12 protein-coding genes are annotated in these 13,458 nt (G+C 51.3%); 7 read left to right on the top strand and 5 right to left on the bottom strand.

Translation table 11 applies throughout. The features are described 5' to 3' along the window. Positions 1-8: 8 nt before the first annotated feature. Positions 9-1,943 carry a protein kinase YeaG gene (gene yeaG / locus PMPD1_RS12160; protein ID WP_173634290.1) on the bottom strand — a complete coding sequence of 645 codons (1,935 nt, stop codon included), beginning with the start codon at positions 1,941-1,943 and terminating at the stop codon, positions 9-11. A gap of 440 nt (positions 1,944-2,383) precedes the next feature. Here yeaG and PMPD1_RS12155 point away from each other — a divergent pair, with 440 nt between their 5' ends. Beyond that, the gene (locus PMPD1_RS12155) at positions 2,384-3,133 is read left to right on the top strand and encodes a MipA/OmpV family protein (protein ID WP_173634289.1); all 750 of its coding nucleotides are present in this window, start codon (positions 2,384-2,386) and stop codon (positions 3,131-3,133) included. A gap of 87 nt (positions 3,134-3,220) precedes the next feature. Here the strand turns inward: PMPD1_RS12155 and PMPD1_RS12150 are convergent, their stop codons facing one another. Continuing rightward, the gene (locus tag PMPD1_RS12150) at positions 3,221-4,099 is read right to left on the bottom strand and encodes a D-hexose-6-phosphate mutarotase (protein ID WP_173634288.1); all 879 of its coding nucleotides are present in this window, start codon (positions 4,097-4,099) and stop codon (positions 3,221-3,223) included. 80 nt (positions 4,100-4,179) lie between these two features. After that, the gene (gene gapA, locus PMPD1_RS12145) at positions 4,180-5,178 is read right to left on the bottom strand and encodes a glyceraldehyde-3-phosphate dehydrogenase (protein WP_173634287.1); all 999 of its coding nucleotides are present in this window, start codon (positions 5,176-5,178) and stop codon (positions 4,180-4,182) included. Positions 5,179-5,519: 341 nt separating this feature from the next. Between gapA and msrB the strand changes: the two genes are divergently transcribed. Both msrB and PMPD1_RS12135 read left to right on the top strand, forming a co-directional pair. After that, positions 5,520-5,930: a peptide-methionine (R)-S-oxide reductase MsrB gene (gene msrB / locus PMPD1_RS12140; protein ID WP_173636205.1), complete on the top strand. Its 411-nt coding sequence runs from the start codon at positions 5,520-5,522 to the stop codon at positions 5,928-5,930. Positions 5,931-5,934: 4 nt separating this feature from the next. After that, positions 5,935-6,216 (top strand): YeaC family protein, encoded by a 282-nt coding sequence (locus PMPD1_RS12135; RefSeq protein ID WP_173634286.1) that lies wholly within the window; start codon positions 5,935-5,937, stop codon positions 6,214-6,216. A gap of 104 nt (positions 6,217-6,320) precedes the next feature. On the opposite strand, the gene ansA is transcribed toward PMPD1_RS12135, so the two are convergent. Together ansA and sppA are read right to left on the bottom strand one after the other, a co-directional pair. After that, positions 6,321-7,343 (bottom strand): asparaginase, encoded by a 1,023-nt coding sequence (ansA, locus tag PMPD1_RS12130; protein ID WP_173634285.1) that lies wholly within the window; start codon positions 7,341-7,343, stop codon positions 6,321-6,323. An 82-nt stretch (positions 7,344-7,425) separates the two neighbouring features. Next, a complete protein-coding gene (gene sppA / locus PMPD1_RS12125; RefSeq protein WP_173634284.1) occupies positions 7,426-9,282 on the bottom strand; it encodes a signal peptide peptidase SppA in 1,857 nt (618 codons plus the stop codon). Positions 9,283-9,455: 173 nt separating this feature from the next. Between sppA and PMPD1_RS12120 the strand changes: the two genes are divergently transcribed. From PMPD1_RS12120 to PMPD1_RS12105, 4 genes are all read left to right on the top strand, one after another. After that, positions 9,456-10,007, top strand: coding sequence for an NAD(P)H nitroreductase (locus PMPD1_RS12120; protein ID WP_173634283.1), 552 nt, complete (start codon positions 9,456-9,458; stop codon positions 10,005-10,007). A gap of 154 nt (positions 10,008-10,161) precedes the next feature. Next, positions 10,162-11,205 (top strand): selenide, water dikinase SelD, encoded by a 1,044-nt coding sequence (gene selD, locus PMPD1_RS12115; protein WP_173634282.1) that lies wholly within the window; start codon positions 10,162-10,164, stop codon positions 11,203-11,205. A gap of 22 nt (positions 11,206-11,227) precedes the next feature. Then, complete coding sequence (locus PMPD1_RS12110) at positions 11,228-13,150, top strand: DNA topoisomerase III (RefSeq protein WP_173634281.1); 1,923 nt, start codon at positions 11,228-11,230, stop codon at positions 13,148-13,150. Beyond that, complete coding sequence (locus PMPD1_RS12105) at positions 13,150-13,446, top strand: YnjH family protein (RefSeq protein ID WP_173634280.1); 297 nt, start codon at positions 13,150-13,152, stop codon at positions 13,444-13,446. The genes PMPD1_RS12110 and PMPD1_RS12105 overlap by 1 nt, the downstream gene beginning before the upstream one ends. The last annotated feature ends 12 nt before the right edge of the window (positions 13,447-13,458 follow it).

Here is a 13,458-nt window from a genome sequence, read left to right as displayed (position 1 = left end):
TCTCCGACTTAAGACGATTTACGCACGCGCAGGTACCATTCACATAATAAACGGACCTGTTTGCGGGTATAACCTTTCTCCATCATACGGTCGACAAAATCGTCATGTTTTTTCTGTTCGTCGGTGGACGTCTTAGCGTTAAACGAAATCACCGGCAGCAGTTCTTCGGTGTTAGAGAACATTTTCTTCTCAATGACCGTGCGGAGCTTCTCGTAACTAGTCCAGTTTGGATTCCGCCCGCTGTTTTGCGCACGTGCGCGCAGAACAAAGTTAACAATTTCGTTTCGGAAATCTTTAGGGTTACTGATACCAGCCGGTTTCTCAATCTTCTCCAGTTCCGCATTTAACGATTCACGGTCAAATAACTGTCCCGTGTCCGGATCGCGATATTCCTGATCCTGAATCCAGAAATCGGCATAAGTAACATAGCGGTCAAAAATATTCTGACCATATTCCGAATAAGACTCCAGATAGGCGGTCTGAATCTCTTTCCCGATAAACTCCGCGTATTTCGGGATCAAATAACCTTTCAGGTGTTCAAGGTATTTTTCCGCTTGCTCCTGCGGAAATTGCTCACGTTCAATTTGCTGTTCAAGGACATAGAACAGATGAACCGGATTCGCTGCGACCTCCGCATGATCGAAGTTAAATACTCGCGAGAGAATTTTAAACGCAAAGCGGGTAGAGAGCCCATTCATGCCTTCGTCGACGCCGGCGTAATCGCGATACTCCTGGTACGATTTCGCCTTCGGATCGGTATCTTTCAAACTCTCACCATCGTATACCCGCATTTTGGAGTACGAACTGGAGTTTTCCGGATCTTTCAAGCGCGAGAGGATAGAGAAGCGCGCCAGCGTTTCTAGCGTGCCCGGCGCACAAGGCGCATGTGTAAGCTCACTGTGATTAAGCAGTTTCTCGTAGATTTTCATCTCTTCTGAAACCCGCAGGCAATACGGCACCTTCACGATATATACGCGGTCAAGAAAGGCTTCATTGTTTTTGTTATTACGGAACTGAACCCACTCTGATTCGTTGGAGTGCGCCAAAATGATGCCGTTAAACGGCAGGGCAGAGATCCCCTCGGTTCCGTTATAGTTCCCTTCTTGCGTTGCAGTCAGTAACGGATGCAGAACCTTTATTGGCGCTTTGAACATCTCCACGAATTCCATGATGCCTTGGTTCGCCCGGCAGAGTGCGCCGGAGTAGCCATAGGCATCGGGATCGTTTTGCGCGTGATTCTCCAGTTTCCGGATGTCGACTTTCCCGACCAGAGCAGAAATATCTTGGTTATTTTCATCGCCAGGCTCGGTTTTGGCGATCGCTAACTGCTCAAGGATGGATGGCCAAACTTTGACTACTTTAAAGCGTGTAATATCGCCGCCGAACTCATGCAGGCGTTTTGCCGCCCATGGCGACATGATGGTGCCGAGATAACGACGCGGTACGCCATACTCCTTTTCAAGGATGTTGGCGTCTTCCTGCGGGTTAAACAGGCATAACGGATGGTCATTCACCGGGCTGCGTTCGCCATCTGCGCTCAGTACGTAGATAGGAACTCGCTGCATCAGTGATTTGAGGCGTTCAGCGAGTGAGGATTTACCGCCGCCCACCGGGCCCAGCAGATAGAGGATCTGTTTCTTCTCTTCCAGACCCTGCGCGGCATGTTTTAAGTAAGAAACAATTTGCTCAATCGCTTCCTCCATACCGTAAAACTCTTCAAAGGCCGGATAGCGTGCAATGACACGATTGGAGAACAGTCGGGAAAGGCGTGGCTCTTGGGCAGTATCGACCATTTCTGGCTCACCAATAGCCATTAACAATCTTTCTGCCGCGTTGGCGTATGCACTGCGATCTTGCTTACAGATGGCAAGAAACTCCTGCAGTGTGAACTCTTCGTCCTTGGCAGCTTCATAACGCTGACGATAGTGATCGAATATATTCATAGCGATGCCCGTCCTTTCGTTTTTAGCACAGGTAATGGAAGCGTAATAAAAGGGACTTCAGCTCCCGGAAGATATTCTCATATGAGTACAGCAACCCTTATGCCAACCTGACGTTTTTATCGGGATATACACAACGTGTGGTTACTCTTCTCGCACAAATTAACGTTCTTACTTTTAACTGTAGATGGCATTCAGAAAATTTTCTGCCATGCCAGGTATTTTTAAAGAAATTTCAATAACAAAGTCAGTAGGGTGATAAGCGATGACCGGTACTGACGCGACCTACGGCATATTTGTAAATACGTGAAAATTGCCCTCCTGATACTATTTGTGGTGGAAAATGAATTCTGCGTGCGGCTAAATATGTAAAAATCTCATCATATTGAGCGAATACGGTTACACTACACGCCTGATTGTTATATTTATGGAATGAATAAATTGTGAACTATTTCAAACTTAGCGCGCTTGCTCTGGTTTTACCGGGCAGCCTAACTGCGGCTTACGCGCAAGACAATCCTCTGTCAGTCGGCGCATCAGTGCTTTACTACCAAAGCCCTTATAAAGGTGGACAAGATCGTTATCTTCCGGTTCCCATCATTAACTACGAAGGCGATAACTTTTACTTCCGTAGTCTGCAGGCGGGTTACTATCTCTGGAAGGATAAACAAGACCAGTTGTCGCTTACCGTGTTGGGCGGCCCGCAGCATTATGATCCTGATGAGAACGACCGTGGCGATATGAAACGGCTGGACAAACGTCATATGACCTTGTTGGGCGGCCTGGCTTATCGCCATGTTGCGGATTGGGGGATCGTTCGCACCACATTGGCTGGTGATGTGCTAAACAACAGTAATGGCATTTTGTGGGATCTGGCTTATTTGTATCGTTTCGATTTCGGCGACTTTAGCTTAACGCCGGGGATTGGGGCATTGTGGAACAGCGCCAATCAGAACCGCTATTATTACGGCGTCTCATCGCGCGAGATGGAGCGCACCGGTATTGACCGATACCGTCCGGACGATAGTTGGAGCCCATATGTTGAAATGAGCGCCGACTATAAGATTAATGAGAGTTGGCGTGCCTCGCTGGTGGGCCGTTACACCCGCCTGGGCGATGAAATTAAAGACAGTCCAATGGTGGACAATAATTCACAGTTGACCGTTTGGACGGGCGTGAGTTACACCTTTTGATTGGCTTGAATGGCATGCACAAAAAAGGGGCGCATTGCGCCCCTTTGCACGTTATTGGTGCGTTGTTTTGGTGCAAAGACGTCCGCGTTACGCTTTTTTGCGTAAGCGAAAGGTTGCGCCAAGGCGCGCCGGCATTTCACCTGCGCTTTTCAGCGGAGCGCTAATCCGGGCGGTTTCTACACAAACCATGGTTTTATAGCCATCGTTCGGCATATCACCCATGCTGCAAGAGAGTTCTGCTCCAGGATTCCAGGTCACCACATCGCTTTGATGGTGGTGATACACTTCTATAAAACGGCTACCGGCTTTGTCATTAATGACGCTGCAATCTTCCGGCTGGGTATGGATACGATCAACCCGTCCCGGATAGGTTTGTTTTCCGTCAGATAAGTTTCCTTCAACGCCATTATCAACTTTATCGATGAAAGGCTGACCTAAGCCGCTAATTTCTACGCCATCAATATCGGTAACGGCAAAGTAGGTGTGTAATGCAGCGGTAGAGTCGTAATCGCCATGCGCTTCCAGTTCAATTTCACAACGCTCGCCGAGGCGGAAACGGGCGAAGAGGGTAAAGTCATGCGGCCATAAACGCTTGGTTTGTTCGTTACTCTCCAGCACAAAAGTCAGCAAGACGTTATCGTCATTTTCGTCGTGAGCGGAGAGGCGCCAAGGCATATTACGCGCAAAACCATGTGCGGGTTCGCCTGCCGGGCCAAACCACGGCCAGCAAATCGGTACGCCGCCACGGATGGCTTTACCGGGTATAAAAGGGGTTTTTTCGCTCAACCAAATGACCGGTTTTTCACCCGTTGGTTGCCAGGCGATAAGGTGCGCCCCTTGCGGCGTCACGGCGGCGCGGACTTTAGGATGACTGATCACAATAACCGAAAGGGCATCGATTTGGCGCTCAGAGATATACGGTGTGATTTGGTTAACCACTGGCAGCGAAAACAGTTTTTCGTTCATGATGAAACCTTCTGTTGAACATCGCGGCAAAAAAAAGGGCGACCGTAGTCACCCTTAAATCATGAATGCGTCAGGATGCCTTATTTAGCGGCAACCAGAGCGATCAGATCCAGTACTTTGTTGGAGTAGCCGGTTTCGTTATCGTACCAGGAAACCAGTTTCACAAAGTTGTCGTTCAGTGCGATACCCGCTTTAGCATCAAACACAGAAGTCAGCGCTTCACCGTTGAAATCGGTAGAAACAACGTCATCTTCGGTGTAACCCAGAACGCCTTTCATCGGGCCTTCTGAAGCCGCTTTGATAGCTTTCTTGATTTCTTCGTAAGTCGCTGCTTTTTCCAGACGAACGGTCAGGTCAACCACAGAAACGTTCGGAGTTGGAACACGGAAAGCCATACCGGTCAGTTTACCGTTCAGTTCTGGCAGAACTTTACCTACAGCTTTCGCCGCGCCGGTAGAGGATGGGATGATGTTCTGTGCTGCACCGCGGCCGCCGCGCCAGTCTTTATGAGACGGGCCATCAACGGTTTTCTGAGTGGCGGTAGTAGCGTGAACAGTAGTCATCAGACCTTCGATGATACCGAAGTTGTCATTGATAACTTTAGCCAGCGGCGCCAAGCAGTTAGTGGTACAAGAAGCGTTAGAAACGATATCCTGGCCAGCATATTTGTCGAAGTTAGCGCCACGCACGAACATCGGAGTGTCGTCTTTAGACGGGCCAGTCAGAACCACTTTCTTCGCGCCAGCGGCGATATGTTTACGCGCGGTTTCGTCAGTCAGGAAGATACCGGTTGCTTCAGCAACCACGTCAACGCCGACTTCGTCCCACTTCAGGTTAGCCGGATCTTTTTCGGAGGTAACGCGGATTTTTTTACCGTTAACAATCAGTGCGCCGTCTTTCACTTCAACGGTGCCATCGAAACGGCCGTGCGTTGAGTCATACTTCAGCATGTAAGCCATGTAATCCGCATCTAACAGATCGTTAATTGCAACGATTTCAATATCAGAACGCTGCTGAGCAGCACGGAAAACGATGCGACCGATACGGCCAAAACCGTTGATACCTACTTTGATAGTCATATATTCCACCAGCTATTTGTTAGTGAATAAAAGGTTGCCTGTAAAATTACAAAAACCTTACCAGGCGTCAAGCGGAATCGTGTCAATAATTGCGACAAATCAAACCGCAGAGCAGGAATTATTGGTCTGTGAAACGCTTCCGCCGCCAAGGATATTCTCCACATGGGGGCACAGAGGTCGAATATAAAGGGGTGTCCACATTAAAAGGTGATATTGATCACAATTTTATAGGTTGCTTCAGTAAGCAGGTTCAGTGGTACGAAAAAAACGCCTGCTCGTGTTAAGTGTTTGTTAGAATATTAGCTGATTTTACTGGAATGACATTGTCAGAGACACGCAAAATGGCTAAAGATCCTTCCCGCATGATACCCGATACCGAATTAACTGAAATGCAGCGCTACGTTACCCAACAGCGCGGTACTGAGCCGCCGTTTTCCGGCGCCTTGTTACACAATAAAAGCGACGGCATTTATCATTGTCTGGTGTGCAATGCGCCGCTGTTTCTCTCCGAAACCAAGTACGATTCTGGCTGTGGCTGGCCGAGCTTTTATCAGCCCTATAGCGATGAGGCGATCCGTTATCTGGAGGATGACTCGCACGGTATGCAGCGGATCGAAATCCGCTGTGGCAATTGTGATGCGCATTTGGGGCATGTCTTCCCTGATGGCCCGCAGCCGAGTGGTGAGCGTTATTGTGTGAATTCAGCCTCGTTAAATTTTACCGACGATGATGGTCAGCAAACGCGAGGTTAAGGCGATGAAACATGACCTGAATGCCATGATAGAGGCCATGACGCCAGAGGTTTACCAACGCTTGGCGACGGCGGTGGAAATTGGGAAATGGCCGGATGGCGTGGCGTTAACAGCCGAGCAGAAAGAACACTGTTTGCAATTGGTGATGCTATGGCAAGCGCGTAACAATCATCAGCCGCAGCACATGAGTATTAACCAACAGGGACACGTGGTGATGAAATCGAAGCGCGAATTGAAAGAGGAGTGGGGTATTAGTGACGATGTCACAAAAATAACCCTGCAATAATCGCTGGTGGCTGGCAGGGATGCCAGCCCCATCATGACTAACGCCGTTATCAAAAAACGCCGTTATTGACACTAACACCAGCGCCTGTGCCAGCACTGGCTTCCTTAGCTAATTTCGTCAGGCGTCAGTTCTCCACGCAGATTACACTGCATTTGACGACGGACATCGACGTCTGAAAGCGGTTGGCTGAGCAGAAAATGCAATTTAGTCAGCGTCGCTTCAACGGTAAGATCATATCCGCTAATCACGCCAGCATGCGCCAGCGCGTTGCCGGTGGCATAGCCGCCCATGTTCACTTTGCCCGACATACATTGCGTCAGGTTTACTACCACAATCCCACGTTCGCAGGCGGCCTTCAGCTCAGCCAGAAACTCGGCATTTTGCGGGGCATTACCTACGCCATAGGAGCGTAAGATTAGCGCTTTAACCGGCTGACGCAGGAAATTACGCACCACCTCAGCGGAAATACCCGGATAGAGAGTCACTACGCCAATCGGTTGTGGTGTAATCGGATGAACCACCAAGTCGCCGCTTCCTGTCGGGGCTAGAGGTGTATTGAGGCGGCGTATATGAATGCCGGCTTCCAGCAAGGGCGGTAAGTTTGGTGAAGCAAACGCGTTGAAGCCATCGGCATGCGCTTTCGTGGTGCGGTTACCCCGATAGAGCGTGTTATTGAAGAACAACGTGACTTCATTAATCGGATAATTAGCGGCGACAAACAGCGCATTAAGCAAATTCTGCTGGCCATCGGAACGCAGTTCCGCAAGCGGTATTTGTGACCCTGTCACAATAACCGGTTTCGCCAGATTTTCCAGCATAAACGACAGCGCAGAGGCGGTGAACGCCATGGTGTCCGTACCGTGCAGAATGACAAAACCGTCGTATAACGCGTAATTATGGCGGATATCATCGGCAATCGCCTGCCAGTCTTGCGGCGTCATATCGGAAGAGTCGATCAGCGGATGATATTCGTGGATAGTAAACTCGGGCATTTCAGGGCGATGAAATTCAGGCATCTTCGCCAACTGCTGCTGAAGATGGCCGGAAACCGGAATGTAACCCTGCTCCGAACGTTGCATTCCGATAGTGCCGCCAGTGTAGGCAACATAAATAGATTTCTTCTGCATGGACTCACTCGGAGTTGCGTAAAAGGGGGCAGTATAAGGGGAAAGCAGGAGAAAAACAGCCCGGCGATGCCGGGCTGTTATCTTAGCGGACGTTACCGCAGGTGAGACAAAATGCGTAACGGTTTTGCGGGTCGTTAAGGTTATCCAGCAAACCCGGTTGGTTTTTCATCGCTGTCATCACGTCGAACATCGGTGCAGGCAGCAACGCTTTTAACGTCTCTGGCAACGTGGCGCGTACCGAAGCATCCATTTGCCCTAACACCAGGTCAAAGAAGCTCGGATCGTCCTGATACCAGCTCAACTGATAGTTTTTCACCTTCGCCAACTCGGCGGCTTTAGCGACGGCATCATCGAAATCGCCCAAGGCATCAACCAACCCGTTCGCTTTCGCATCGCTACCGGTCCAGACATGGCCCTGCGCGATCTGGTCGATCTGCTCCGGCGTTTTCTTGCGTGATGCTGCGACAATACCGAGGAAGTTTTTATAACCCTTCTCAATGCTGAGCTGCATCATCTGCTGTACTTCTGGCGGCAATGCTTTGGTGGTGGAGACATCAGCCAACGGCGATGTCGCCACACCGTCGGTATGAACGCCAATGCTGTCCAGCGACTGTTCAACGGTATTAATCACGCCAAAAATGCCGATAGAACCGGTTAAGGTACTCGGGCTGGCAACGATATAATCCGCAGGGGTAGAAATCCAGTAACCGCCGGATGCCGCCATACCGCCCATCGACACCACCACCGGTTTACCCGCCGCACGCGCTGCCGCTAACTCTTCACGTACCACTTCTGATGCGCTTACGCTACCGCCCGGGCTATTAACGCGGAAAACAATCGCTTTAATTTTCGGGTCCAGCCGCGCCTGACGAATCTCTTGCGCCGTGGTATCACCGCCTACGGTACCCGGCGTTTCCTCGCCGTCCATGATGGCGCCGTTGGCTAAAATTACCGCGATGTTCCCGTCCTGGCTGCCGGTATTCTTCAGAGCGTAATCATAGATACTGGTACTGTTGTAGTCGTTGTTCTGCTTATCCCAGCCAAACTGTTTTACCAGCAACTGATCGACTGAGGCATTGGAGGCCAGCTCATCAACCAGTTTGTTCTCTTTGGCATAGCGGGCGGTATCACCGTCTACTTTTTGTAGCGCATCCAACAAACCTTGCGCGCCAGGGAACACTTGTTGCGGCGTAAGCTGACGGTTAGCGGCGACGGTATTCAGATAGTTTTGCCACAATTCACCAACCCAACGGCTATCTGCATCACGTGCGGCGGGTGACATATCGTCACGCAGGAAAGGTTCCACCGCAGATTTATAGGTGCCGACCCGGAAGACATGAGATGATACTTTTAGCTTGTCTAACAAGGATTTGTAGTAAAGGCTGTTGGTGGCAAAACCATGTAAATCGACGGTGCCTTGCGGCGAAAGATAGATTTTATTGGCAAAGCTGGCGAGGTAATACTGCGCCTGGCTATAGCTGTCCCCGGTGGCGTAAATCGGTTTGCCGCTATCGCGGAATTCGCGTAGCGCTTTGCCGATATACTGCAATGAGGGCTGATCGGCACCGGCAAAATCACGCAGGTCAAGCACCATTCCGGTAATATTCTTATCGTCCTTCGCCTGACGAATCGCATCAACAATATCGAACAGGGAGTTTTCTTTTAAACGATCGCTACTGGCGCCCAATAGTTGGCGACCAATCTTGCTCAGTTTATTACTGACCGAAGGCTTATCAACCACCACACCGGTTAAATCAACGCGCAGCGCGCCGCGTGGCGTCTCCGCCGGCGCTTTAGCGCTACTAAGCTGGAACCAAATGCCCACGCCTACCAGGATAAGTAAAATTAGAAAAAGGTTGAGGATGAACTCTCGAATAAAGTTCAACACTCGCCAGGTCCATTTAAAAAAGCCAGCGATAATTCGCCACAACGTGCGCATGTTATCTCCACAATCGCTAAGTAATAAGGCAAAGAATCACGCTTTCGCCTCGAATATCGTCAACATCCTAAAGAGCGGCAGACAAATTGTCAGCAGGAAATCGCGCCATGCTGTAACAAAAGGTCAGCCTGTGTTAGTTTGCTGTGAATGCTAATCATTATCAGGAGGCATTAATGGATGCACTTGAGTTACTGCTTAATCGCCGTTCCGCCTCGCGTTTAGCGGAGCCGGCGCCAGCGGGTGAGGTCTTGGAAAAGATACTGCATGCCGGAATGCGCGCGCCCGATCACGGGACGTTGCAACCGTGGCGGTTTATTATTGTTGAAAATGAGGGACGAGATCGGTTTAGCGCCTTGCTGGAGCAAGCCGCGCGCGAAGAAGAAATGGATGAAAAAGGTCGCGAGAAAGCGCGGCAGGCGCCATATCGCGCGCCAATGATTATTACTGTTGTGGCACATTGCGACCCGCACCACAAAGTCCCGCATTGGGAGCAAGTGGTTTCCGCCGGTTGTGCGGTGATGGCGATGCAAATGGCGGCGCTGGCGCAAGGGTTTAACGGTATCTGGCGCAGCGGCGCCTGGACCGAGAATCAGGCGGTACGCGAGGCATTTCATTGCCGTGAGCAGGATGTTATCGTCGGCTTTCTCTATCTTGGCACGCCGCAGTTAAAATCTTCCACCACGGTTCTCCCTCCTGACACCCGCGACTTTGTCAGCTATTTCTGAGAGACTTTTTTAGCGCCATCGGGCAGGGTTGTGAGCAGCCCTGCATTTTGTCGGGATAGTGAGCGAACAGTCAGCGAAAAGCGCGGATACTCTTATCAGCCTGTGATGAAAACGCTAACATAGCGCAATTAAGGTGCGGACAAAGGAGTTACCGATGAGTGATGCTATTCGCCTAACACAGTACAGCCACGGCGCTGGCTGTGGTTGCAAGATCTCCCCGAAAGTACTGGAAACCATTCTCCACAGCGAAGCCGCTGCTTTTCACGATCCCCATTTATTGGTCGGCAATGAAACGCGCGATGACGCAGCAGTGTACGATTTAGGTACCGGTTCAGCGGTTGTCAGCACCACCGATTTTTTTATGCCGATTGTCGATGACCCGTTCGATTTTGGCCGAATCGCCGCCACCAATGCGATTAGCGATGTTTATGCCATGGGTGGCAAGCCACTGATGGCGATCGCCATCCTGGGATGGCCAATCGGTACTTTGGCGCCCGAAATTGCCCGCCAGGTGATTGAGGGCGGGCGTAGCGCCTGTCAGGCGGCCGGTATTGCACTGGCTGGCGGCCACTCGATAGATGCGCCGGAACCCATTTTTGGCCTGGCCGTGACCGGCATTGTTCCCACCGATCGCGTGAAGAAAAATAGCGCCGCCGAGGCCGGTTGCAAACTGTTTTTAACTAAACCGCTGGGGATTGGCGTACTGACTACCGCCGAGAAGAAAGGACTGCTCAAACCGGAGCATCAAGGTCAGGCGACTGAAGTCATGTGCCGGTTGAATAGCGCCGGCGCGCAATTCGCTGAACTGAACGGCGTGACCGCGATGACTGATGTTACCGGCTTTGGGCTATTAGGGCATTTGAGCGAAATTTGCCAGGGTTCGGCGGTGCGCGCCGAAGTGGCGTTTAGCGCGGTGCCGCGCCTGCCGGGCGTGGATGATTATATTGCTGCCGGTTGCGTACCGGGCGGCACCGATCGTAATTTTGCCAGTTATGGACATCTAATTGGCCCTATGCAAGATTCCTGGCGCAAGTTACTGTGCGATCCCCAAACCTCGGGCGGCCTGTTAGTGGCGGTTAAACCTGCTGCCGAAGCAGCATTCCTTGAGATGACGGCACAACTTGACGTACCGGCTTCGTTGATTGGGGAACTGTTTCCGGCGGAAGCGGGGCGCGCATTGATTGAGATTACGCCATGATGCACAAGGTTATTGCTGATTAATGCGCTTGTTTATTGCTGAAAAACCGAGTCTGGCGCGCGCCATTGCCGATGTATTACCGAAGCCGCACCGCCGTGGAGAGGGCTATATCGCCTGTGGTAACGACCAAGTGGTAACTTGGTGCGTCGGGCACTTACTGGAGCAGGCGCAGCCTGACAGCTATGACAGCCGTTATGCTCGCTGGTCACTGCATGATTTACCAATTATTCCGCAAAAATGGCGTTTGCAACCGCGGCCATCGGTAGCCAAACAACTCAATGTCATTAAGGGATTATTGGAACAGGCGAGCGAAGTTATTCATGCCGGTGACCCGGATCGTGAAGGGCAACTGCTGGTGGACGAAGTGTTGGATTATTTGGCCTTACCGGCGGAAAAACGCGAAAAGGTCCAACGCTGTTTGATTAATGACCTTAATCCGCAAGCGGTGGAGCGCGCAATCGGGCGTTTACGGGAAAACCGTGAGTTTATTCCTCTGTGTGTTTCAGCGCTGGCGCGCGCGCGCGCCGACTGGCTGTATGGCATCAATATGACTCGTGCTTATACTTTGCTGGGGCGCAATGCCGGTTATGATGGCGTGCTTTCGGTAGGTCGCGTACAGACCCCGGTGCTCGGTTTAGTGGTCCGGCGCGACGAAGAGATTGAAAACTTTATCCCGAAGGACTTTTTCGAGGTTAAAGCCCATATCGTCACGCCAAAAGAGGAGCGCTTTGTCGCCCTGTGGCAGCCGAGTGAAACCTGTGAGCCCTGGCAGGATGAAGAGGGGCGTTTATTACATCGCCCATTAGCCGAACACGTCGTGGCGCGGATTACCGGCCAACCGGCATGGGTTACCAGCTACCATGACAAGCGAGAAAATGATACCGCGCCGCTGCCTTTCTCGCTCTCCAGTTTGCAAATTGAGGCGGCGAAACGCTATGGACTCAGCGCTCAAATGGTTCTGGATACCTGCCAGCGTCTCTACGAAACCCATAAGTTGATTACTTATCCGCGTTCCGATAGCCGTTATCTTCCGGACGAGCATTTTGCCGGTCGCCATGCGGTGCTGAACGCCATTGCCGCGCATCAGCCGGATTTAACGCCGCCGACAGATTTCGATCCCGATCGTAAAAATCGCTGTTGGGATGATAAAAAAGTCGATGCGCATCATGCGATTATCCCTACCGCGCGCAGCGGAAAAATTACGCTGAGTGAAAACGAAGCCAATGTCTATGGGTTGGTTGCGCGTCAATATTTGATGCAGTTTTGCCCGGATGCGGTATATCGCAAATGCGTGATCGAACTGGATATTGCCGGCGGGAAATTTGTCGCTAAAGCGCGCTTTCTGGCCGAGGCCGGGTGGCGTGCTCTGTTGGGAAGTAAAGAACGAGACGAAGAGAATGACGGCACGCCGTTACCGGTGGTGGCGAAAGATGATGAGTTATTGTGTGAGCGTGGTGAAGTGGTGGCAAAACAGACACAGCCGCCGCGCCCGTTTACCGATGCCACATTGTTGTCTGCCATGACCGGGATTGCGCGTTTTGTTCAGGATAAAGAATTAAAGAAAATTCTGCGATCGACCGATGGTTTAGGAACCGAAGCCACCCGGGCGGGCATTATTGAACTGCTGTTTAAGCGTGCTTTTTTAATTAAAAAAGGGCGCTATATTCATGCTACCGAGGCCGGTAGGGCACTGATCCACTCGTTGCCCGAGATGGCGGCGCGGCCAGATATGACGGCGCACTGGGAATCGACGCTGACTAAAATCAGCGAAAAGCAGTGTCGTTATCAGGACTTTATGCAACCTTTGGTGGATACGCTGCAAAACTTGATTTATCAAGCCCGGCAGCAACCCAGCGCGCAGGCTTTTCGCGGTGTGCCGGCGCCCACCAAGGGTAATGCGAAAAAAACGCGCCGAAAATCGACCAAAGAGAAGGAAACTGAGTGATGAAATTATCGCTAGTATGGGCGTTAGGCGTGTTGCTTTGCGCCCCGGCCCTCGCGCAGCGCGTCGAGAGTTTGCATAGCGGCGGGAATACCGATGTGGTCGTGGATATGCCGCCAGAGGTGTGGACGCAGGGGCAAAATCGCCAGCAGTCGACACCTTGCGCGCAATGTTGCCTGTACGAAAATCGTAGTTACTCTGAAGGGGCGGTAGTGAAAGCCGAAGGAATTTTATTGCAGTGTACGCGTGATGAGAAGGTGTTAGGGACTAACCCGTTGGTCTGGCGCCAACTCAAATAATCCGTGCCTGCT

The sequence above is a fragment of the Paramixta manurensis genome (genome assembly GCF_013285385.1).
In the GTDB taxonomy this organism is placed as follows: Bacteria; Pseudomonadota; Gammaproteobacteria; order Enterobacterales; family Enterobacteriaceae; genus Paramixta; species Paramixta manurensis.
This window is presented reverse-complemented; position numbering and strand designations above follow the sequence as displayed.

What these genes read in the sequence shown, in the direction of transcription:
- gapA (WP_173634287.1), bottom strand. Translation starts at nt 5,178, where the DNA reads ATGACTATCAAAGTAGGTATCAACGGTTTTGGCCGTATCGGTCGCATC.
- ansA (WP_173634285.1), bottom strand. Translation starts at nt 7,343, where the DNA reads ATGCAGAAGAAATCTATTTATGTTGCCTACACTGGCGGCACTATCGGA.
- PMPD1_RS12120 (WP_173634283.1), top strand. Translation starts at nt 9,456, where the DNA reads ATGGATGCACTTGAGTTACTGCTTAATCGCCGTTCCGCCTCGCGTTTA.
- msrB (WP_173636205.1), top strand. Translation starts at nt 5,520, where the DNA reads ATGGCTAAAGATCCTTCCCGCATGATACCCGATACCGAATTAACTGAA.
- sppA (WP_173634284.1), bottom strand. Translation starts at nt 9,282, where the DNA reads ATGCGCACGTTGTGGCGAATTATCGCTGGCTTTTTTAAATGGACCTGG.
- PMPD1_RS12110 (WP_173634281.1), top strand. Translation starts at nt 11,228, where the DNA reads ATGCGCTTGTTTATTGCTGAAAAACCGAGTCTGGCGCGCGCCATTGCC.
- yeaG (WP_173634290.1), bottom strand. Translation starts at nt 1,943, where the DNA reads ATGAATATATTCGATCACTATCGTCAGCGTTATGAAGCTGCCAAGGAC.
- PMPD1_RS12150 (WP_173634288.1), bottom strand. Translation starts at nt 4,099, where the DNA reads ATGAACGAAAAACTGTTTTCGCTGCCAGTGGTTAACCAAATCACACCG.
- PMPD1_RS12105 (WP_173634280.1), top strand. Translation starts at nt 13,150, where the DNA reads ATGAAATTATCGCTAGTATGGGCGTTAGGCGTGTTGCTTTGCGCCCCG.
- selD (WP_173634282.1), top strand. Translation starts at nt 10,162, where the DNA reads ATGAGTGATGCTATTCGCCTAACACAGTACAGCCACGGCGCTGGCTGT.
- PMPD1_RS12135 (WP_173634286.1), top strand. Translation starts at nt 5,935, where the DNA reads ATGAAACATGACCTGAATGCCATGATAGAGGCCATGACGCCAGAGGTT.